The organism is Deltaproteobacteria bacterium (assembly GCA_016875395.1).
In the GTDB taxonomy this organism is placed as follows: domain Bacteria; phylum Myxococcota_A; class UBA9160; order UBA9160; family UBA6930; genus VGRF01.
Window position 1 is genome coordinate 18,428 of record VGRF01000014.1, and the last position, 21,477, is coordinate 39,904.

The window sequence follows — 21,477 nt, forward strand, 5'->3', positions numbered from 1 at the left end:
TCAATCAAACCCACGCCTTCAGGGCGCCTTCGGCCCCCTCGCCGGGGCGAGACCCGTGCGTTCCGGATGCAAGCGGACGCGGACGGACGCCGGCGCACTCTCTGGCACGGTGGCTTCTGCGCTGAAGCCCGCAGGCGGCTCGCTCGCGAGTCGGCGCGCAAGCACGTCCGCCGGCAGTCCGGTCACGAACAGGGTGATCTCGGCGGCTTCGAACCGGCGCGGGACCGCGCTTTGTGCCCCAATCGCCGAAATGCGGGCGCGCAGCGCTGCGAGCGCCTGCGCGTCGTAGGGCGCCTCGAGAATCACCTGCGTGGTCGCCCCGGCATCGGCGCCGCTGACGAGCGCGAGGCCCGCCGCTGCGAGCGCCGCCTGCACTCGCGCGGCGTCGACCACCGCCTCCACTCGCCAGGCGTGCTCGAGCGGGATCGGGTCCGTCGCCTTCCGAGGTTTCGGCGGCGGGTCGCCGGGCTGCCGCTTCGGCTTGGGCTCACGCACGCCGAGGTCCGCCAGCACGCCGTGACCGAGCGTGTAGTCGGCGAGCTTGCCGAGCGCCGCGCGCAGTGCCGCCTCGTCGTCGCGCGCGTCTTCGCGCGCGAACTGCGCCGCGTACGAAAGCACGGCGTTCTCGATGCCCTTCGCGACCGCGGCCTGCCGCCGCGCGCGCAGCGTCTCCGCATCGGGCTTCGGCGCGGGCGGCGCTCCCGGAATCCGCGGCGGGAGCGCGAATGCGCCGTCCGCCTGCACGCGCACGGCGCCGCCCGCCGCGAGCGAGGCGAGCGGAGTGAGCAGCAGCGCGATCACCCACGCCGCGCGCAAGCTCACAGCGCGACCTCGGCGACGGGGCGGCCGAACAGCGCGTTCACGTCGGCGAGCAGCGCCTCCGTCGGCGTCACCGCTAGCGTGTCCGGCAGCGCGAGCACCGTCTCGCTCTCGCCCAGGATCGTGACGTGCAGCGAGACCGAGCAGTCGCCGCCGTGCTTGCCGAGCACCGCCTTGAGCGCCGCCATGCGGTCGTGCGTCGACTCGGTGGCGAGCACGCGAATCGTGACGCGCGCAGCGAGCTTCTCCTCCGCTTCGGCGAGCGAGTAGAGGTCGCGCGCGATCATGCGCGGCGGGTCGGCGCTCTCGAGCGATCCCGACACGATCACGGGCAGCACGCCGCCGCCCGCCTGCGAGGCCGACTCGAGCGCGCGCTTCAGCAGCGCGCGATGCACGCCGAACGGCTCGGCGAAGATCACGAGCTCGAAGCTGCCCGTGGCGTCCTCGAGCGTCGCGAAGCCCATCGTCTGTCCGCGCCGCGTACGCGTCTCACGCAGCGCCGTAATCACTCCGCCCGCGCGCACCTCGCGCCCCACCTTCTCGGAGGCCGCGACCGCGGTCACGTCCGTGAAGCGGCGAAGCGCCGCGGCGTGCGCTTCGAGCGGATGGCCCGTGACGTAGAAGCCGAGCACCTCTTTCTCGTTCGAGAGCCGCTCCGCCTCGGTCCACGCCGGCGCTTCGGGCAGCTCGCGCGCGGCGCTCGTCGAGCCGCCGCCGTCGCCGAACAGGCTCTCCTGCCCGATCTCGCGGTCGCGCTGCGCCGCGGCGCCGCTCTCGAGCGCGGAGTCGAGCGCGTTCCACACCGAGGCGCGGTTCTTGTGCAGCGAGTCGTAGGCGCCGCACTTCACGAGCGCCTCGACCACGCGGCGGTTCACCTTGCGCGAGTCGACGCGCGAGGCGAAGTCGAACAGCGAGGTGAACGCGCCGCTCTCGCCGCGCACGCCGAGGATCGACTCGATCGCGCCCTCGCCGACGTTCTTGACGCCCGCGAGTCCGAAGCGAATGCCCTCCGCGACCGGCGTGAAGTCGCGCGCGCTCTCGTTCACGTCGGGCGGCAGCACGTCCATCTTGCGGTCGCGCGCGTGCGCGATGTAGCGCGCGAGCTTGTCGTGGTTGCCGGCTTCGATCGAGAGCAGCGCCGCCCAGTACTCGCGCGGATGGTTCGCCTTGAGATACGCGGTCTGGTACGTGACGAACGCGTACGCCGTCGAGTGCGCCTTCGGGAAGCCGTACTCCGCGAACTCCGCGATCTGGTCGAACAGCGTCGCGGCCTTCTTCGGATCGATCTGCTTGGCCGCGCAGCCCGCGACGAATTTGTCGCGGTGCTTCGCCATCTCCTCGGGCTTCTTCTTGCCCATCGCGCGCCGTAACAAGTCCGCCTCGCCGAGCGAGTAGCCCGCGAGCCGGTTCGCGATCTGCAGCACCTGATCCTGATAGACGATCACCCCGAGCGTCTCGGCGAGCAGCTCCTGCAGCTCGGGCACGAGGTACTCGACCTTCGCCTGCCCGTGCTTGCGCGCGACGTAGTCCTCGACCATGCCCGAGCCGAGCGGGCCCGGCCGGTAGAGCGCGATCAGCGGGATGATCTCCTTGAACGTGCGCGGCTTCAGCTTCGTCACGAGGTCGGTCATCCCGGACGATTCCATCTGGAACACGCCCTCGGTGTCGCCGCGCGAGAGAAGCTCGAACGTCTTCTCGTCGTCGAGCGGGATCTTCTCCACGTCGAAGTCGCGGGCGCCGCTCGCGCGCACGTTGCGCTCGGCGTCGGCGAGCACGGTCAGCGTCTTCAGGCCGAGGAAGTCGAACTTGATCAGGCCGATCTTCTCGACGCAGCGCATGTCGTACTGCACGACCACGTCGCCCGTCTTCGCGTCGCGGTAGAGCGGCGCGAGCTGGATCAGCGGGACGTCGCCGATCACGACGCCGGCCGCGTGGGTCGATGCGTGTCTCGTCAGCCCTTCGAGCCGCCGGCCCGTCTCGATCAGCTTCGCGATCTGCCCGTCGGACTCGACGCGCGCGCGCAGCTCCGGGCTCTGCTCGAGCGCCTCGTCGATCTTGATGCCGAGCGTCTCGGGGATCAGCTTCGCGATGCGGTCCACGTCGCCGAACGGCATGCCCATCACGCGCCCGACGTCGCGCAGCACGGCGCGCGCCTGCAGCGTTCCGAACGTGATGATCTGAGCGACTTTGCGGCCGTCGTCGCCGCGGCCCTCTTCGTCGTACTTCTTCGAGACGTACTCGATCACCTGGCCGCGCCCGCGCATGCAGAAGTCGACGTCGATGTCCGGCATCGAGATGCGCTCGGGATTCAAGAAGCGCTCGAAGATGATGTCGTACTCGATCGGATCGACGCCGGTGATGCCGAGGCTCCACGCGACGAGGCTGCCTGCCGAAGAGCCGCGGCCGGGGCCGACGGGGATGCCGTGGTTCCGCGCGTAGCCGATGAAGTCGGCGACGATCAGGAAGTAGCCGGCGAAGCCCATCTGCTGGATCACGCCGAGCTCGTACTCGAGGCGCTTCCCGTACTCCGCGAGCTTCTTCGGAAGCGGCTCATCGGGCGCGAGGCCAAATCGCTTGCGCAGCCCGGCGTGCGAGTTCGCGATCAGCACCGCCTCGCGCGTCGTGTTCGCCGCGACCTGGAACTCGGGCATGTGGTACTTGCCCATGGGGATCTCGAGCGAGCAGCGCTCGGCGATCTCCATCGAGTTGTGCACCGCGCTCGGGTGATCGTGGAAGAGCTCGAGCATCTCGTCGCCGCTCTTCACGTAGAAGCCGCGGCCGTCGAAGCGGAAGCGGTTCGGGTCGTCGAGGTTCGCGGCGGTGCCGATGCAGAGCAGCGCGTCGTGGTGCTCGTGGTCGCTGTGCTCGAGGTAGTGCGCGTCGTTCGTGGCGAGCAGCGGCAGGCGCAGGTCGCTCGCCATCTTCAAGAGCTCGGCGTTGACGCGATCCTGGTCGGGAATGCCGTGCCGCTGCAGCTCGAGGTAGTACGCGCCCTTGAACATGCGCGAGAACTCTTCGGCCATCGCCCACGCCGCGTTCGAGTCGCCCGCGAGAATGCGCCGCGAGACGAGCGAGCTGAGGCAGCCGGAGGTCGTCACGAGCCCTTCGCTGTGCTTCGCCAGCAGCTCGAGGTCGATGCGCGGCTTGTAGTAGAACCCCTCGAGGTACGCCTTCGAGATCAGGACCATCAGGTTCTTGTACCCGACCTCGTTCGTCGCGATCAGCAACTGGTGGCTGATCGCGTCGTAGCCGCTCGCGTCCTTCTCGCGCTTCTCCTTGTCGAAGCGCGAGCCCGCCGCGATGTAGGCCTCGCAGCCGATGATCGGCTTCACCCCGTTCGCGACGGCCTTCTCGTAGAACTCGACCGCCCCGAACAAGTTGCCGTGATCGGTCATCGCGATCGCGCTCTGCCCGAGCGCCTTCACGCGCTCGAACAGCGGGTTGTGCTTGATCGCGCCGTCGAGCAGCGAGTACTGCGTGTGCAGGTGGAGGTGCGTGAAGGCGGTCACGCGCTCACTCCCACTCGATCGTGGCCGGCGGCTTCGACGACACGTCGTAGACGACGCGGTTCACGCCCTTCACCTCGTTCGTGATGCGGCTCGAGATCGTGGCGAGCAGCTCGTGCGGGAGGCGCGACCAGTCCGCCGTCATCGCGTCGGCGCTCGACACGCAGCGCAGCGCGATGGTGTTCTCGTAGGTGCGCTCGTCGCCCATCACGCCCACGCTCTGGATCGGGAGGAACACGGCGAAGGCCTGCCAGATCTGGTCGTACCAGTTCGCGCGGCGGATCTCCTCGATCAAGATCGCGTCGGCGCGGCGCAGGATCGCGAGCCGCTCGCGCGTGACTTCGCCGATCACGCGGATCGCGAGGCCCGGGCCAGGGAATGGGTGCCGCCCGACCATCACGTGCGGGAGTCCGAGCTGGCGCCCGGCCGCGCGCACCTCGTCCTTGAACAGCTCGCGCAGCGGTTCGACGAGCTTGAGGCGCATACGCTCCGGCAGGCCGCCCACGTTGTGGTGCGTCTTGATCGTCGCCGACGGCCCACGCACCGAGATGCTCTCGATCACGTCGGGATAGAGCGTGCCTTGCACGAGGTAGTCCGCGCCGCCGAGCTTCGCGGCCTCGGCGTCGAACACCTCGATGAAGAGGTGGCCGATGATGCGGCGTTTCTTCTCGGGGTCCGTCACGCCCGCGAGCGCGCTGAGGAAGCGCTCGCTCGCATCCACCGTCACGAGCTTCACGTGCAGGTTCTCGCGGAAGGTGCGCTCGACCTCGGCGCGCTCGCCTTCTCGCAGCAAGCCGTGATCGACGAAGATGCACGTGAGCTGATCGCCGATCGCGCGGTGCACGAGCGCCGCCGCGACCGAGGAGTCGACGCCGCCGCTGAGCCCGCAGATCGTGCGCCCCGCGCCGACCTGCTCGCGCACGCGCGCGACGGCGCTGTCGACGAACGCGTCCACCGTCCAGTTCGGGCGCGCGCCGCACATGCCGAGCGCAAAGTTGCGCAGCAGCACGTCGCCGCCTTCGGTGTGCAGCACCTCGGGGTGGAACTGCACGCCGACGAGGGGCCTCGAGCGATGCGCCACCGCCGCGAAGGGCGAGTTCGCGCTGGTCGCGATCACCTCGAAGCCGTCGGGCAGGCGCAGCACGCGATCGCCGTGGCTCATCCACACGTTGCGGTCCGCGCCGCCGAGCCCCGCGAACAGCGGGTGCGGCTTCTCGACGTGCAGCGCCGCGCGGCCGTACTCGCGCGCCTCGGCCTTCTCGACCACGCCGCCGAGCTGGTAGGCCATCAGCTGCTGCCCGTAACAAATCCCGAGCACCGGCACCCCGAGCTCGTACACGCCCTCGTCGCAGCTCGGCGCGCCTTCCGCGTACACGCTCGACGGCCCGCCCGAGAGCACGATGCCCTTCGGCGCGAAGGCGCGAATTTTCTCGAGCGGCCAGTTCGGAGGCTGGATCTCGCAGTAGACGCGCTGCTCGCGGATGCGGCGCGCGATCAGCTGGCTGTACTGGGCCCCGAAGTCGAGGATGAGGATGCGGTCGGCGTGGGCGTCGGCGGACATGGGGGAAATCTCGGTGGGGCAGCCGAGGGGAAGCCGCCGGGTTGGTTGTTAGGGGCGGCGGGGGATGCCGCGCTGCCGCGGGCTCGGATCAGTCGATCCGATAGTTCGGAGCCTCCTTCGTGATGATCACGTCGTGCACGTGGCTCTCGACCAGGCCCGCCTGCGAGATGCGCACGAAGCGCGCCTTCGTGCGCAGGTCCTGGAGCGTCGCGGCGCCGCAGTAGCCCATGCCGGAGCGCAGGCCGCCGAGCAGTTGGTGGATGCTGCTCGAGAGCGAGCCGCGATACGGCACGCGGCCCTCGATGCCTTCCGGCACGAGCTTGCGGTTGTCCTCGACGTCGCCCTGGAAGTATCGGTCCTTGCTGCCCTCGGCCATCGCGCCGAGCGAGCCCATGCCCCGGTAGACCTTGTAGGAGCGGCCCTGGTAGAGGATCACCTCGCCGGGCGATTCGTCGGTGCCCGCGAACAGCGAGCCGATCATCACGGTGCCCGCGCCCGCCGCGAGCGCCTTCACCACGTCGCCGGAGAACTTGATTCCGCCGTCCGCGATCACCGGCACGCCGAAGCGAGATGCGACCTTCGTGGCGTCCATCACCGCCGTGAGCTGCGGCACGCCGACGCCGGCCACCACCCGCGTGGTGCAGATCGAGCCGGGGCCGACGCCGACCTTCACGCCCGACACGCCCGCCTTTACGAGCGCCTCCGCGCCCTCCGCCGTCGCGACGTTACCGCCGATGATCGGCAGCTCCGGGAACGTGCGGCGCAGCGCGACGATCGTCTCGAGCACGCCCGCGGAGTGGCCGTGCGCGGTGTCGACCACGATCACGTCGACGCCCGCGTTCACGAGCGCCTGCGCGCGCGCCACGTTGTCGGGCCCGGCGCCGACCGCCGCGCCGCAGCGCAGGCGGCCGAGCGCATCCTTCGACGCGCTCGGGAAGCGCTCGCTCTTCTCGATGTCCTTGATCGTGATCAGCCCGCGCAGCGCGCCGCCGCCGTCGACGACGAGCAGCTTCTCGATGCGGTGCTCGTGCAGCAGCTCCTTCGCGCGCTCGCGCGTCGTGCCAGGCGGCACCGTCACGAGGTTCTCTTTCGTCATCACGCTCGAGATCGGGCGCGTCGCGTCCTTCACGAAGCGCAGGTCGCGGTTCGTGAGAATGCCCACCGCCTTGCCGCCCTGCGTGATCGGTACGCCCGAGATCTTGCGGCTCGCCATCAGCGCCATCGCCTCGGCGATCGGCACGTCCGGTGGCAGCGTCCACGGGTCGACGATCATGCCCGACTCGGAGCGCTTCACCTTGTCGACCTCGCCGGCCTGCGCCTCCACCGAGAGGTTGCGGTGAATCACGCCGATGCCGCCGTGCTGTGCGAGGCAGATCGCGCTCGCGTGCTCGGTGACGGTGTCCATCGCCGCCGAGACGATTGGCATCGCCAGCTCGATCTCGCGCGTCAGCTGAGTTATTAGGGAGACGTCCTTCGGCAGCACCTCCGACGCGCCCGGCGTCAGCAGCACGTCGTCGAAGGTCAGCGCCTCGCGAATCCGGCTCTCGTCCATCGCGCCTCCGCGTTCACCGCTGGCGCCGAGATAGACCAAGCCCAAGAGGAGAAGTCCTGCTCGCCGCCCCGGATTGGCGGCGCAACATACGAAGGCCCTCTCCGACGGTCAACCATTGGATTGCGGGGGACGCGTGAGACCGAGCACCTCACGACGCTTCGCGCGGCAGCGGATCCGCTCTCGGGGAGAGCTCCGCGCCCGGGCGGCGCAGGACCTCAGCTCTTCGGGGGAAGCAGCGCGGCGGTCGAGGCGTGCAGCGCCCCCCCCCGAGCTCGCGCACGACCGCCTCGAGCACGCGCACCGCGGCCTGCGGCGCGTCCTGCGCGAAGCGGTGGAAGGCGGTGCGCGTGAGGAGCAGCACACGGGACGGCGCGGCGGCCTTCAGCGAGGCCTCGCGGTTGCCGCTGCGCGCGAGCGCCGCGAGGCCGAGCGCGGCGGGCGCCTCGATCCGCGGCAGCTCGCCCACTCCTTCGCGTGAGCAGTCGAGCGCGCCGTCTACGAGCAGGAACGCGCCGTCGGCCTCGCTGCCCTCGAGGCAGAGCATTTCGCCCGCCCGGAGCGCCTGCTCCTCGACCACGTCGGCGAGGATCGCGAGCTCCCTCTCCGCGAGGTCCGCGAAGATCGGGAAGCGCGCCCAGTCGACCGCGCTCACGGGATCACCCGCGCGAGCATCGTGCGCAGCAGCGGCGCGGAGTCTCGCTCGCCATCGAGGTGCAGCAGGAACAGCGAGGCGTGGCTCAGCAACGCCAGCTTCTCCTGCACCGCGTCAGGCGCGATGCGCTCGCCCTTGCGCAGCAGCAGCACGTGAAACACGCGGCTGTCGGGCACGCGCTGGAATGCATCGCTCGCGGCGCGCAGCTGCGCCTCCGACTCGGCGATGGGCGTGACGTGCAGGAGGATGAGGCCGAGCGCGCCGTGCGCGGCGGCGGGCCAGAGCGGCGCGTAGAGCGGGCGCGCCGGGAGGTGGATCAGCTCGATCGCGAGGCCGTCCGCGACGGATAGCCGTACGAGCGGCACGAGGTCGCGCGCCGTCACGCCACCGGCGCCCGACGCGATGCGCTCGACGCCCGGCAGCTGCTCGAGGGCGCGCAAGAGGTCTGCCGTGGCGGCGGGGTCCGCGGACGCGAGCAGGAGCTTTGCGGGCGCGAGCGACGCGCTGCGCGGCCGCCCGCTCTCCAGCCAGTCGCGGAAGCGCTTCGCCAGCGGCGCGTCGAACAGCGCGAGCCCCTGGGCGCCGAAGCGGCGGTCGCACTCGCGGCGCAGCTTCACGATGCCGCGGTCGATCAGCGTCTGGAGCGTGCGCAGCACCTGATAATCGGAGTGCGTGCAGTGGTCGACGATCGTGCGCACGTCGTCGTATGCCTCGAGCAGCAGCAGCACCTCCTGCGCGACGGGGTGCACCACCTTCGGGATCTGCGCCGCCGGCATCGCGATCGCGACGCGCGCGCTGTCCGGCGGGAGGCCGCGCACGAGCTGATTCCACTCGTCGAGCTGGCGCATGCCTTCGAGCAGCAGCGCGCGCGTGGGCGTCTGGATGCGCGCGGCGCGCATCTCGTCGCTCGGCGCGAAGGCGAAGCCGCCCTCACTCCAGCCGAGCATGCGATAGAGCGCCTTCTCGTCCTGCGCGCGCGGAGCCGCGTTCGCCTGCACGATGTTGCCGTCGCGCAGCCACACCTCGCCGCGATCGCGCGGCTGCACGCCAGCGCTGCGCGTGACCGAGAGCCGCCCGGTGCGGCGGTTCTGGTGGAGCAGCTGCAGCACGTCGGCGAGGGCGACCTGCGCGAGATCGCCCTCCACCGTCACCTCGCTCGCGCTGGCGCGCTCGACGGCGCCGAGCCTCTCGCGCTTGCCGAACAGCGCTTCCACGCGCTCGGCGATCTGCGCTTCGTCCGTGAGCGCTTCGTCGAAGCGGCTGCGCTCCTGCGCGGCGTCGGCGCCGACGTAGACGAGCCGCACGGCGCGCGTGCGCGGGTTCGCGCGCAGAATCTCCGCGAGGCGAGGCGCAGCGATCAGCGGCAAGTCCTGCGTCGCCACGAGCACGTCGGGCACGTCGGCGATGGCGGCCTCGAGCGCAGCGGCGCCGGTCTCCGCGAACGCCGCGCCGAAGCCGCGCTCCGCCAGCTCTCGCGCGAGGCGGCTCGCGCGGGCGCGATCGGCGTCTGCAATCAGAATCGTGTCATCCACCGATGGGAATCCCGAGATCGCGGCCCAGCTGGAAGGTGAGGTGCTCGACGAGCACGCGGTCCGCGGTGTGATAGAGCGAAACGTCCGAGTCGTCGCGCCACGGCTCGCGCACGAGTGCGTACGCCGGGCGCTCGCCGAAGTAGACGACGAACGGGGTGTCCGTGCCGGCCCGCAGCGGAGAGACCCACGTCACGGGCAGACCCGGCGGCTCATCGGCCGCGCGCTCGGCGACGAGCACGACGTCGGTCTTGTTCGCAAGCCCGCGCAGCTGCTCGAGCGCGCCGCGCACGGGCGCGCTGAGCGCGCCGCCGGCGCCCACGAACAACAGGCCGCGCTCGTGCGGACGCCGCGAGATCTCGTCGAGCTGGAAGATCGCGGCCTGCTCCGTGAGCGCCCCCGAGATCGTCGGCGCCTCGGCCAGCAGCGCGTCGGCGAGGCCGCGGAATGGCGCCTGCTCCGGCGCGCGCGCGCGCACGAAGCTGGCGCGATCGTCGACGATGCGCGCGTTGAGGCTGCTCCAGAGCGCATCGCCGCGCTCGCCGTCGCCTGGAAACGTGACGCACGCGGCGAGCACGGCTGGCGTCCCGGGCAGCCCACGCAGCGCCGGAGAGCGCTCGAGCGCGCCGCGCAGGCGCCGCTTGCTCACCGCAGCGCCGAGCGCGTCCGTCTCGGGAAGCAGCGCGTAGTAGAGGCCCTCGCCTTCGATCGCGAACAGGTCCGACGCACGCAGCGAGCGCGCGAGACTGGCAGCGACCTCGGCGAGCACGCTCTCCACCTGCCCGTGAGGCAGCCCGGCCGTCGCCGCGCCGAGCTGGTCGACTTCGAGCTTCAGCACGGAGAAGCAGCGATCGAAGCGCCGCGACTTTTGGATCTCGTGCTCGACCACGTCGTCGAGGTACGCCTTCGTGTAGGCCTGGCTGACCGGTTCGCGAAACGACCGCCCCTCGAGCGTGCGAAACGCGAAGGCGTTGGCGAGCGCCTGCGCCGCGAAGGCCCCGAGCCGCTCTGCGACCGCGAGGTCCGCCTCCTGAAAGTCGCCGCCGTCGAGCTTGTCCGTGAGGCGCACGATGCCGAGCAGCCGCCCGCCGCGGGCGAATGGCACGTACAGGCAGCGCCGCCCCGACCCAGGCGCCGCCTCGGCGCCCAGCGGGCGCGCGTTCGGCGCGTTCAGCCCTTCGAGCTCGGGGGGCAAGCGCTCCACGTGCAGCTCGCTGTGGTCACCTTCGACGCGCACGAGCCCGCTGACGCCCGAGATGCGGAGCCGCTCCGGCGCATCCACGCGCGCAATCCACGCGACGCCGCCGTGCGCGTTCGTTTCGAGGCAGAGCATTTCGACGATGCGGTCCGCGAGCGGCTCCACCGCCTGCGTTCCGAACAGGGCGAGAATGCGCTCGTACTGCGCGAGCGCGCCCAGGTGGTCGAGGCTCTCGGCGGTGAGGCGCCGGTTCTCTTCGCGCATGCGTCGGCGCTCGCCGATGACCGACAGGCTGCGCAGCAGCGCGGCGCGGTCGAGCGGCTTCAGCAAGTAGTCGCTGGCGCCGAGCTCCATCGCGTCGACGGCGGTCTTCACGTCGCCGACGCTCGTCACAACGACGATCTCTTCCTCCGGCCAACGCTCCTTCACGCGCTGCACGAGCTCGCTGCCGTCCATCTGCGGCATCACGAGGTCGGTGATCACGACGTCGAAGGCGCCGGCTTCCAGCGCCGTGAGCGCGTCCGCGCCGCTCGGCTGGGTGACTACGTCGTAGCCCGCTTCGCGCAGCAGATCCTCGATGTACACGCGGAAGTACAGCTGATCGTCGACCGCGAGGATCTTGCCCTGGCTCACGCGTTCCCCCCGATTCGCCCGCTCAGACCGCCGCCCGCGGCCCCTCTTCATCGGCCGCGCGCCGCACGCGATGTGCACCCGTGTGCAGCTCGTCGATCGAGCCGATGAGCGAGTGGGGAGTCGCCTCGACGATCGACAGCTCGGTGAACGTTCCCGGCGCGGGCGCCGCCGCCAGCGGAGCGCGGAAGTTGACGACGCGGTGATGGGGGTCGCGCCCCTGCAGCGCCGCCGTTCCGGCATCCGCTCCAGCGCGGCGACTCGCGCCTTCGACCAGCACGCGCGTGCGCGTGCCGACGCGGGCGCGATGCGCGGCGAAGGTGAGCTCGCGCTGCAGCGCCTGCAGCTCCTCGAGGCGCGCCTGCGACTCCTCGGGCGAGACGGTCTCCGCGAGGCTCGCGGACGCGGTGCCGGGGCGCGGCGAGTACTTGAACGAGAAGCCGTCGACGAAGCCGACCTCGCGCACCAGGGCGAGGGTGGCCTCGAAGTCGGCGCGCGTCTCGCCGGGATGACCCACGATCACGTCCGTGGTGATCGCGACGTCGGCGCGCGCGCGCCGCAGGGCGGTCACGATGCGGAGGTACTCGCGCACGCTGTACCGGCGGCGCATCGCATCGAGCATGCGGTCCGACCCGCTCTGCACCGGGAGATGCACGTGCGGGCACAGCTGCGGCAGCTCCGCGTGCGCGCGAATCAGCGCGTCGTCGAAGAACATCGGGTGCGGGCTCGTGTAACGCAGCCGCTCGATGCCGGGGATCGCCGCGAGCGCGGCCAGCAGGTCGGCGAAAGCGAGCGTGCCCGAGGCGGCGGTGCGGCCGCGCCGCACGTCGTGTCGGCCGTAGGCGTTCACGGTTTGCCCGAGCAGCGTGAGCTCCGGGACTCCGCGCTCCGCGAGCGCGCGCGCCTCCGCGAGGATCGACTCCGCGGGGCGCGAGATCTCCCGCCCGCGCGTGAGCGGCACCACGCAGTACGAGCAGAAGAGATCGCAGCCCTCCATCACCGTGAGCCAGGCGCGACCCGGCGACTCCGTGGCGAACTCGGCGTGGCGTTCGGGCAGGTCGAAGCGCGCGAGCGACAGGTCGTCCGCGAAGCGCGCCTCGCGCCGCCCGGCGTACGCGGCGGCCACCATCTCCGGGACCCAGCGCAGGTTGTGGGTGCCGAACGCGAAATCGATCTGCGGGTAGCGGCGCAACAGCGAGTCGCCCTCTTGCTGGGCGACGCAGCCCCCCACCCCGATCAGGCGCCCCGCTCGCTCCTGCTTCCAAAGCCGCAGGATGCCGAGGTCGGTGTAGAGCCGGTGCTCCGCCTTCTCGCGGATCGAGCACGTGTTCACGACCACGAGATCCGCCTCGTTTTCGGCCGCGGCGCGCTCGAAACCGGCGTGGTGAAGCAGGTTCGCGACCTTCTCCGAGTCGTGGGCGTTCATCTGGCAGCCGTAGCTGCGGATGTGGAAGCTGCGCACCATCGCGCGCGAACTTACCGGCGCGTTTCCGCCGAAACCAGCGGAGTTACGGGGTTTTTTCCGCGTCGCGGGACGGGCGAGGACTCGCCCGCGAGCTCCCTGGAAGCGCTCGGCGCGGCGCCTTCCGACACGAAATGGTGTCGCAGACGAAGAGAATTCCGAAAAGACGTTTGACAATCGCGAACGCGGCGGACCATAATCATTCTCACCTCGAAACGATTTCTGGAGCGGCGGCGGATAAGACATTTCTCCGACGAAATGTCCAACCTCTCACCCCCCCATCATCTATCCGCCGCCCTCCGCCCTTCCCGAAGCCCCGCCCGACGCAAGTCCGGCGGGGCTTCAGTTTGTAGGCCGACTTGTCCGCGCCGATCGCCACCGAGGCTTGCCGGCGCAAAGCAGAAGCGCGGAGGAAGCGCGCCCAGGATGCGTGCGCGACATCGCGTCTCCCTCGGTCGAGCGCGGCGACTCGGCCCTAGCGCAAGCGCGCAGCGTTGCGGTGACGGCCGCTCGATGCGGCCGTCGCCGCACTCTCCTCCATCCACCAACCCCAGAGAGACCGCGGCAAGGCAAGGCGCGGCGGCGGACGCCGGCGCAGCGGGTGTCGCAGAGCGAGTGCCCGGGCGTGGTCGCGCGCACGCTCGGGTGCGCGCGCCAGAAAGCACGATCCCTGCACGCCAACACCAGACGCGACCACGCGGCCGAGCGACGCGAGCCCCCGCGGAGCCGGCGCCCGCCGTCGCGCCGCTGCCCCGAACGAGCGCCCCGCCCAACAACTCCCGCGCTAGAGGACCAGCCGGTCCACCACCTTCGAGAGCTGCTTCAGGTTCCGACACTCCTCCGCGACGTCCACGTACGGCATGTACTTGTCCATCACCGAGTCGCCGAAGCCCCACGCGCTCGGGCTCTCCGGGTTGAGCCACACCACGTCTTTGGCCTTGTTGTACATGTCGCGCAGGCACCACGCGCGCGGGTCGTTGTAGTTGTTACGGGCGTCGCCGAGGATCAGCACCGTCGTCTTCTGGTCGATCGCCGAGAGGTAGTTCTGCCAGAAGTAGTGGAACGCCGCGCCGAAGTTCGAGCGCGTGTAGACGTTGATCACGTCGCCGCCGTCGAGCGCCTTCTCGATCGCGCCGTTGATGTCCTTCTCCTTGAACACGGGCGTCACTTCGCCGAGCTCGGAGACGAACACGAAGCTGCGGATTTTGGTGAAGCACTCCTGCAGCGAGTACATGAACTGCAGCATGAAGCGCGACACGTTCGCGACCGACGACGACACGTCGCACAGGATCACGAGCTTCGGTCGGTCCTTCTTGCGCTGCTTGAAGATCAGCTCGAACGGCACGCCGCCGTGGCCGGCGTTGCGGCGCAGCATCGTGTGCAGATCGAGCTTGCCGCGCTTGAGGCGCCGCTTGCGGATGGTGAGCACGTTCTTGATGCGCTGCGCGAGCCGCGCGACCACCTCGCGCATGCGCTTGATCTCGTCTTCCGTGAGGTTGTAGAAGCTCTTCTCGAGCAGGCTCTCGCGCCGGAACTTCTCCATGTAGTCGTAGTTGCGCTGTTGCAGCTCGCGCTCGGTGAAGTTGCGCACCGACTGGCGCAGCGCTTCCAGGAACTTCTCGATCAGGTCGAGCAGCGCATCGACTTGCGCGTCGGGCATGCCTCCTTCGCGCAGCTGCTGCGCGAGATCGCGCAGCTGCCTGCCAGCGCCCTCCGCGTCGAGCTGCTCCATCGTTCGGCGCGTGAAGAAGCCGATCTGCAGCATGTTCTCGATGCGTTCCGTGCCGGCGCTCTGCGCCGCCTCGCGAATCAGCTGCTCGAGCTGCGAGAGATCCTGGGTAAGGAGCGCCTTCGCGAGCTCGCTGAGGTCCAGCTTGTCCATCTGGCCCTGCATGTTCTGCATGCCCTGCTTGATGGCTTCCATCAGCTTCTCGAGATCGAAGTCGCCCCCCATCTGCCCTTGCGCTTGATCGAAGGCGTTGCGCAGGCCGTCGTAGAACGAGGACCAATACAGGTCGAACAGCTGGTCGAAGCCCGCGATGTCTTCGGAGCGCTTCACCATCGTGGTGCGCAGCGCGTCGCGGAAGATCTCGCGGTCGTCGAACGAGAGCTCGTCGATCGCGGAGAACGAGTCGATCGTCTCGGCGACCGAGACGCGAATCCCACTCTTTCGAAGGAGATTCGCGAACTCGATGATTTTCTTCTCCACGGCTGCTCCTAGTGGAGGACACCCTTCTTCGCGGTCGCGGCCTGCGGTTGCGCAGGAGCCGCCGCGGGCGCTGCGCCGGCCGCCGGCGCCGCCGCGGGCGCCGGCTCCTTGCGCGTGATCAGGCGGCCGAGCTCGCTCTGCGCCTTCTTGATGTCGGCCTCGTACTTGAGGATCACGTTGAGCGTGTCGCGCACGAGTCCCTCGTCGAGCTGCCCGGCGTTCAGCGCGAGCAGCGCGCGCGCCCAGTCGAGCGTCTCGGAGATCGACGGCAGCTTCTTCATGTCGAGCTTGCGCAGGCGCTGCATCACGCCCACGAGCTCCTCGGCGAGCCGCACGTCGATGCCCGGCACCTTCGCCTCGAGGATCTTCGTTTCGAGCGCTTCGTCGGGGAAGTCGATGTAGAGGTGCAGGCAGCGGCGCTTCAACGCATCGCTCATCTCGCGCGCGTCGTTCGAGGTGAGGAACACGATCGGGATGTGCTTCGAGGCGAGCGTCCCGATCTCGGGCACGGTCACCTGGAAATCCGACAGCACCTCGAGCAGGAACGCTTCGAACTCGGGGTCGGACTTGTCGACCTCGTCGATCAGCAGCAGCGAGGGCTCGCTCGCCTGGATCGCGCGCAGCAGCGGGCGCTGCACGATGAAGCGTTCGGAGAAGAACACGTTGTCCTGCGCGCCCACGCGCTCCGCGGCGTCGCGCAGCGTGGTCGCGCCGCTCATCGCCTCCGCGAACTTCTCCTTGAGAATCTGCGTGTAGAGCAGCTGCTTCGAGTACTCCCACTCGTACAGCGCCTTCGCCTCGTCGAGGCCTTCATAACACTGGAGGCGAATCATCGGCCGGCCCGTCGCCTTCGCGACGACCTTGGCGAGCTCAGTCTTGCCCACGCCCGCCGGGCCTTCAACGAGCACGGGCTTGCCGAGCTTCGTCGCGAGGTAGACCACCGTCGCGATGTTCTTGCCGCAGACGTAGCCCTGAGCGTTCAACTGAGAGATGACGTCGTCGACCGACGCGAACATGGCGACTCCTCGTGTACTGCTGGAGCGCCAGTCGCGCTCGAATTGTTGGCGATCAACTCATCAGGTGCAGAACGTGCCCCAGCTTCTCCTTCTTCGTGCGGAGATACTGGAAGTTCCGTTCGTTGGGCGTGATCTCGAGCGGCACGCGCTCGACGATCGAGAGGCCGTAGCCCTCGATGCCCGCACGCTTGCCCGGGTTGTTCGTGATGATGCGCATCTTGCGCACGCCGAGGTCGTGGAGGATTTGCGCGCCGACGCCGTAGTCGCGCAGGTCCGCGGCGAAGCCGAGGCGCTCGTTCGCCTGCACCGTGTCGAGGCCCTCGCGGTCCTGCAGGCCGTACGCCTTGATCTTGTTCTTTAGCCCGATGCCGCGGCCCTCTTGGCGCATGTAGAGGATCACGCCCTTGCCTTCGGCCTCGATCAGCTTCATCGCGGCTTCGAGCTGCTCGCCGCAGTCGCAGCGCAGCGAGCCGAAGCCGTCGCCGGTGAGGCACTCGCTGTGCACGCGCACCAGCACTTCGTCCTCGGGTCCGATCGACCCCTTCACGAGCGCGACGTGATCGATGTGATCGATGTCGTTCTCGTAGACGATCGCGCGGAACTCGCCGCCGAACTTCGTCGGCAGCGTGCAGTCGCCACTCGCGCGCACGAGCTTCTCGTTGCGGAGCCGGTACTCGATCATGTCGGCGATCGTGGCGATCTTGAGCCCGTGCTTGCGCGCGAACTTCACGAGATCGGGCATGCGCGCCATCGTGCCGTCGTCGTTCATGATCTCGCAGATCACGCCCGACGGGCCTCGCCCGGCGAGCCGCGCGAGATCGACCGCGCCTTCGGTTTGGCCCGCGCGCCGCAGCACGCCGCCCTGGCGCGCGCGCAGCGGAAACACGTGGCCGGGGCGCACGATGTCCTGCGGGCGCGCGTCGGCGCGAATCGCGGTGAGAATCGTGTGCGCGCGGTCGTGCGCGGAGATGCCGGTCGTGACGCCCTCGCGCGCCTCGATCGAGATCGTGAACGCGGTGCCGAAGCCCGAGGAGTTCTCGTTCTCGGGGACCATCATGCCGAGGCGCAGCTTCTCGAGCTGCTCGCCCATCATCGGCAGGCAGATCAGCCCACGGCCGTGCATGGCCATGAAATTGATCGCCTCGGGCGTGACGGCGTCGGCCGCCATGCACAGGTCGCCCTCGTTCTCGCGATCCTCGTCGTCGACGAGCACGATCATGCGGCCGGCGCGGATCTCGGCGATCGCCTCGGGGATGCCGACGACCACGTCGCTCCAATCGGCGGGCCGGGGCGACGCGGGCTTCGGGGCGACGTTGGTCATGCGCTCTCGCTCGGTCCACGTCGTACGGACCGGCAACTCCTGCGCAGGTTCCGTCGCGCCGCGGGCTCAGGCCGGGCTTAACAACTCCGCCCCGAGCCGGGACGAGAGCCACCCTAGCGCCACTCCGACGGGGGCCGCTACGCCCCGAGGCGCTTGAGCACGCCCTTCAGGAAGTCCGCCTCCGAGAGACCGAACTTGTCCTGGAACTGGTGGCGCTGGTTGAGCTGGCGGTAGGTGAGCCGCAGCAGCTCCCGGAACGTCTCGATCACACCCTCGCCCCGGGTCGCGACCGCCGGGAAGGTCGGAATGTCGCCCCACGCCGACTTGATCTCTTCCAGCGGCTTCACGTCGGGGAGATCGCGCTTGTTGAACTGCACCACCTTCGGCATCGACGCGAAGTCGACCCCGTTCGACTTGAGGTTCGCCTCCATGTCGCGGAACGAGTAGGCGTTCGCGCCGGCGGAGGTCCGCTGCGAGTCGGCCACGAACACGACGCCATCGGCGCCCGACAGCACGACCTTGCGCGTGGACTTGTGCATCACCTGCCCCGGCACGGTGAAGAGCTTGATCTTCACGGCGAAACCGTTGGCGGTATCGAACTGAACGGGCAGGAAGTCGAAGTAGAGCGTGCGGTCGTCTGCCGTATCGAGCGTGACCATCTTGCCGCGCGAACCGGGATCGAGGAGCTCGTGGAGCTTCTTCAAGTTCGTCGTCTTCCCGGACAGCGCGGGTCCGTAGTAGACGAACTTCAGGACGATCTCGCGCCCTGCCATGTTGATCTGAACCATCCGACCGACCCCACGCGACTACCGCACGCAAAGCGGGCTTTGTGCCCTGGCGCACTACTCATCGGCAGGAGGGTCGGGAGCGTTGAGGGGGATTCAGGACTTCGCGAGGAAGGCGGCGAGCAGCTCGCGGGCCCCCGCGGCGGGGGTGACTTCTTGCGCCTCAACTGCCGCTTCGAGACGCGGGATCGCGGCCGCGACCGACGGGTGCGCACGCAGCGCCTGCGCGAGGCCTTCCTCGACGAGACTCCACATCCACTCGCGCGCCTGGCCGCGCCGCCGCCGCGCGAGCTCTCCGCTCGCCTCGAGCGCACTTCGCTGCGCGAGCGCCGCCTTCCACACCTCGCCCACGCCCTCGCCGGTACGAGCGCTCACCGCCATCGCGATCGGCTTCCAGCCGCCCGCGGCCGGGCGAAACAGCGCGAGCGCCTGCTCGTGCTCGCGCATCGAGCGCAGCGCCGCGGCGCGCAGCTCGCCATCCGCCTTGTTCACGACCAGCGCGTCCGCGAGCTCGAGCACGCCGCGCTTGATGCCCTGCAGCTCGTCGCCCGAAGCGGGCTGCAGCAACACCGCGAAGAAGTCGACCATCGAGCGCACGGCGACTTCGCTCTGACCGATGCCGACCGTCTCGATCACGACGACGTCGAAGCCTGCCGCCTCGCACAGCAGCATCACCTCGCGCGTGCGATGCGCGACGCCGCCGAGCGCGCCGCCGCTCGGCGAGGGGCGAATGAACGCGCGCCCCTGCTGCGCGAGGCGCTCCATGCGCGTCTTGTCGCCGAGGATGCTGCCGCCGCTGACGGGGCTCGAAGGATCGACCGCGAGCACGGCGACCTGCTTGCCCGCTTCGATGAGGTGCAGACCGAACGCCTCGATGAACGTGCTCTTGCCGACGCCGGGCGGGCCCGTGATGCCGACGCGCACGGCGCCGCCAGCAAAGCCCACGAGCGCGTCGAGAATCGCCTGCCCGAGGCGCTGATGATCCGCGCGCGTGCTCTCGATCAGCGTGATCGCGCGCGCGAGCGCGCGGCGATCGCCTGCGCGGATCGCGGCGCAATAATCACTCGCGCTCTCGAATCGCGGTGTCTTCGCGCGCTCGCTCACGCCGCGCGTCGCGACTTGATCGCGTGCAGCACCTCGCGCGCCGCCTTCGGCACCGCCGTGCCCGGCCCGAAGATCGCGGCAGCGCCGTGCTCGCGCAGGTACGGGTAGTCCTGCGGCGGGATGATGCCGCCCACGATCACGACCACGTCGTTCGCGCCCCGCTTCCGCAGCGCTGCGACGAGCTCCGGTACGAGCGTCTTGTGTCCGCCCGCCTGGCTCGACACGCCGATCGCATGCACGTCGGCGTCGATCGCCTGCTGCGCCGCTTCGTCGGGCGTCTGGAACAGCGGGCCGACGTCGATGTCGAACCCCATGTCGGCGAACGCCGTCGCGATGACCTTGATGCCGCGGTCGTGCCCGTCCTGCCCGAGCTTCACCACGAGCATGCGCGGCCGGCGGCCCTCGCCCTTCGCGAACGTCTCCACCTCGGCGCGCGCCGACTCGAACTCGCCGTCGCCGCGGTACATGCCCGCGTACACGCCCGACACGCTGCGAATCTCGGCGCGATGGCGCCCGTACACCGTCTCGAGCGCTGCGCTGATCTCGCCCACGCTCGCGCGCGCGCGCGCCGCGTCAATCGCGGCCTCGAGCAGGTTGCCGGCGCCGCTGCGCGCGAGCTCGGTGAGCTTCGCGAGCGCCGCCTCGCACCGCTTCGCGTCGCGCTTGCTGCGGATCGCGACGAGGCGCCTGATCTGCGACTCGCGCACCGCGCTGTTGTCGATGTCGCGCACCTCGATCTGCGTCTCTTCCTTGAGGCGGTACTTGTTCACCCCGACGATCGTGTCCTCGCCGGAATCGATGCGCGCCTGCCGCCGCGTCGCCGCCTCCTCGATCTTCAGCTTCGGGATGCCCGCGACGATCGCCTTCGTCATGCCGCCCATCGCCTCGACCTCGTCGATCAGCGCGTTCGCGGCCTGATAAACGCTCTCGGTGAGCGACTCCATGAAGTACGAGCCGCCCCACGGATCGATCACGGCGGGAATGCCGGACTCTTCCTGGAGGATCAGCTGCGTGTTGCGCGCGACGCGCGCCGCGGTGTCCGTCGGCAGCGACACCGCCTCGTCGTAGCCGTTCGTGTGCAGCGACTGCGTGCCGCCGAACACCGCCGCCATCGCCTCGATGGTCGTGCGGATGATGTTGTTCATCGGGTCTTGCTCGGTGAGGCTCGCGCCCGACGTCTGCGAGTGCGTGCGCAGCATCAGCGAGTCGGCCTTCTTCGGCGCGAACAGCCTCTGCATGCGCTCGGCCCAGATGCGCCGCGCGGCGCGCATCTTCGCGATCTCGAAATAGAAGTTCATGCCGATGCACCAGAAGAAGGAGAGCCGGCCGGCGAACGCGTCGACGTCGAGGCCCTTCGAGAGCGCCGCGCGCACGTAGTCGAGGCCGTCGGCGATCGTGAACGCGAGCTCCTGCACCGTCGTCGCGCCGGCTTCCTGCATGTGGTAGCCGCTGATCGAGATCGAGTTGAACTTCGGCATGCGCTTCGCGGTGTACTCGATGATGTCGGCCACGATCCGCATGCTCGGCTCGGGCGGATAGATGTAGGTGTTACGGACCATGAACTCTTTGAGAATGTCGTTCTGAATCGTGCCCGCGAGCTTCTCCTGCGTAACGCCCTGCTCCTCGCCCGCGACCACGAAGCACGCGAGCACCGGCAGCACCGCGCCGTTCATCGTCATCGAGACCGTGACCTGATCGAGCGGAATGCCGTCGAACAGGATCTTCATGTCCTCGACCGAGTCGATGGCAACGCCAGCCTTGCCGACGTCGCCGGTCACACGCGGGTGGTCGCTGTCGTAGCCGCGGTGCGTCGCGAGATCGAACGCGACGGAGAGACCCTGCTGGCCGCCGGCGAGGTTCGCCTTGTAGAACGCGTTCGACTCTTCGGCCGTCGAGAAGCCCGCGTACTGCCGGATCGTCCACGGGCGATTCGCGTACATCGTGGCGCGCGGGCCGCGCAGGAACGGGAACGCGCCCGGCAGCGTGTCGGTGTGCGCGAGCTTCTCGAGATCCGCGGCGGTGTAGAGCGCCTTCACGGCGATGCCGTCGGCGCTGGTGAGCGTGAGCGAGTCGGCGTCCGCTCCGCGCAGCTCCTTCGCGGCGAGGCCGCGCCACTTCTCGAGCTCAGACATC

The 21,477-nt window shown here is 69.6% G+C and carries 14 protein-coding genes; all 14 read right to left on the reverse strand.

From position 1 onward, the window contains the following. Window positions 1-18 precede the first annotated feature (18 nt). The 14 genes from FJ091_12205 to scpA all read right to left on the reverse strand — a co-directional run bounded on the left by FJ091_12205 (window position 19) and on the right by scpA (window position 21,476). Window positions 19-822 carry a hypothetical protein gene (locus tag FJ091_12205; protein ID MBM4384115.1) on the reverse strand — a complete coding sequence of 268 codons (804 nt, stop codon included), beginning with the start codon at window positions 820-822 and terminating at the stop codon, window positions 19-21. Then, entirely contained in the window at window positions 819-4,328 is a 3,510-nt protein-coding gene (gene dnaE, locus FJ091_12210) for a DNA polymerase III subunit alpha (GenBank protein MBM4384116.1), read from the reverse strand. The genes FJ091_12205 and dnaE overlap by 4 nt, the downstream gene beginning before the upstream one ends. A gap of 4 nt (window positions 4,329-4,332) precedes the next feature. Further along, entirely contained in the window at window positions 4,333-5,886 is a 1,554-nt protein-coding gene (guaA, locus tag FJ091_12215) for a glutamine-hydrolyzing GMP synthase (GenBank protein MBM4384117.1), read from the reverse strand. A gap of 88 nt (window positions 5,887-5,974) precedes the next feature. Next, window positions 5,975-7,438: an IMP dehydrogenase gene (gene guaB, locus FJ091_12220; protein ID MBM4384118.1), complete on the reverse strand. Its 1,464-nt coding sequence runs from the start codon at window positions 7,436-7,438 to the stop codon at window positions 5,975-5,977. 148 nt (window positions 7,439-7,586) lie between these two features. Next, a complete protein-coding gene (locus FJ091_12225; protein ID MBM4384119.1) occupies window positions 7,587-8,090 on the reverse strand; it encodes a cyclic nucleotide-binding domain-containing protein in 504 nt (167 codons plus the stop codon). Beyond that, window positions 8,087-9,622, reverse strand: coding sequence for a DUF4388 domain-containing protein (locus tag FJ091_12230; GenBank protein MBM4384120.1), 1,536 nt, complete (start codon window positions 9,620-9,622; stop codon window positions 8,087-8,089). Before FJ091_12230 ends, FJ091_12225 begins: the two co-directional genes overlap by 4 nt. Next, complete coding sequence (locus tag FJ091_12235; GenBank protein ID MBM4384121.1) at window positions 9,615-11,450, reverse strand: response regulator; 1,836 nt, start codon at window positions 11,448-11,450, stop codon at window positions 9,615-9,617. Before FJ091_12235 ends, FJ091_12230 begins: the two co-directional genes overlap by 8 nt. A 22-nt stretch (window positions 11,451-11,472) precedes the next feature. Next, on the reverse strand, window positions 11,473-12,912 hold the full coding sequence (gene miaB, locus FJ091_12240; GenBank protein ID MBM4384122.1) for a tRNA (N6-isopentenyl adenosine(37)-C2)-methylthiotransferase MiaB: 1,440 nt from the start codon (window positions 12,910-12,912) through the stop codon (window positions 11,473-11,475). A gap of 781 nt (window positions 12,913-13,693) precedes the next feature. Further along, window positions 13,694-15,118, reverse strand: a complete 1,425-nt coding sequence (locus FJ091_12245; GenBank protein MBM4384123.1) for a VWA domain-containing protein — start codon at window positions 15,116-15,118, stop codon at window positions 13,694-13,696. Between the two features lie 8 nt (window positions 15,119-15,126). Further along, entirely contained in the window at window positions 15,127-16,134 is a 1,008-nt protein-coding gene (locus tag FJ091_12250; protein ID MBM4384124.1) for a MoxR family ATPase, read from the reverse strand. A gap of 52 nt (window positions 16,135-16,186) precedes the next feature. Next, complete coding sequence (locus FJ091_12255) at window positions 16,187-17,401, reverse strand: bifunctional 3,4-dihydroxy-2-butanone-4-phosphate synthase/GTP cyclohydrolase II (GenBank protein ID MBM4384125.1); 1,215 nt, start codon at window positions 17,399-17,401, stop codon at window positions 16,187-16,189. A 191-nt stretch (window positions 17,402-17,592) separates the two neighbouring features. Continuing rightward, window positions 17,593-18,243 carry a hypothetical protein gene (locus FJ091_12260; protein ID MBM4384126.1) on the reverse strand — a complete coding sequence of 217 codons (651 nt, stop codon included), beginning with the start codon at window positions 18,241-18,243 and terminating at the stop codon, window positions 17,593-17,595. Between the two features lie 93 nt (window positions 18,244-18,336). Further along, on the reverse strand, window positions 18,337-19,344 hold the full coding sequence (gene meaB, locus FJ091_12265; protein MBM4384127.1) for a methylmalonyl Co-A mutase-associated GTPase MeaB: 1,008 nt from the start codon (window positions 19,342-19,344) through the stop codon (window positions 18,337-18,339). Continuing rightward, complete coding sequence (scpA, locus tag FJ091_12270) at window positions 19,341-21,476, reverse strand: methylmalonyl-CoA mutase (protein ID MBM4384128.1); 2,136 nt, start codon at window positions 21,474-21,476, stop codon at window positions 19,341-19,343. Before scpA ends, meaB begins: the two co-directional genes overlap by 4 nt. Between the last annotated feature and the right edge of the window lies 1 nt (window position 21,477).

Coding starts and splice junctions, on each gene's coding strand:
- guaA (MBM4384117.1), bottom strand. CDS start 5,886: ATGTCCGCCGACGCCCACGCCGACCGCATCCTCATCCTCGACTTCGGG.
- guaB (MBM4384118.1), bottom strand. CDS start 7,438: ATGGACGAGAGCCGGATTCGCGAGGCGCTGACCTTCGACGACGTGCTG.
- miaB (MBM4384122.1), bottom strand. CDS start 12,912: ATGGTGCGCAGCTTCCACATCCGCAGCTACGGCTGCCAGATGAACGCC.
- FJ091_12250 (MBM4384124.1), bottom strand. CDS start 16,134: ATGTTCGCGTCGGTCGACGACGTCATCTCTCAGTTGAACGCTCAGGGC.
- FJ091_12260 (MBM4384126.1), bottom strand. CDS start 18,243: ATGGTTCAGATCAACATGGCAGGGCGCGAGATCGTCCTGAAGTTCGTC.
- scpA (MBM4384128.1), bottom strand. CDS start 21,476: ATGTCTGAGCTCGAGAAGTGGCGCGGCCTCGCCGCGAAGGAGCTGCGC.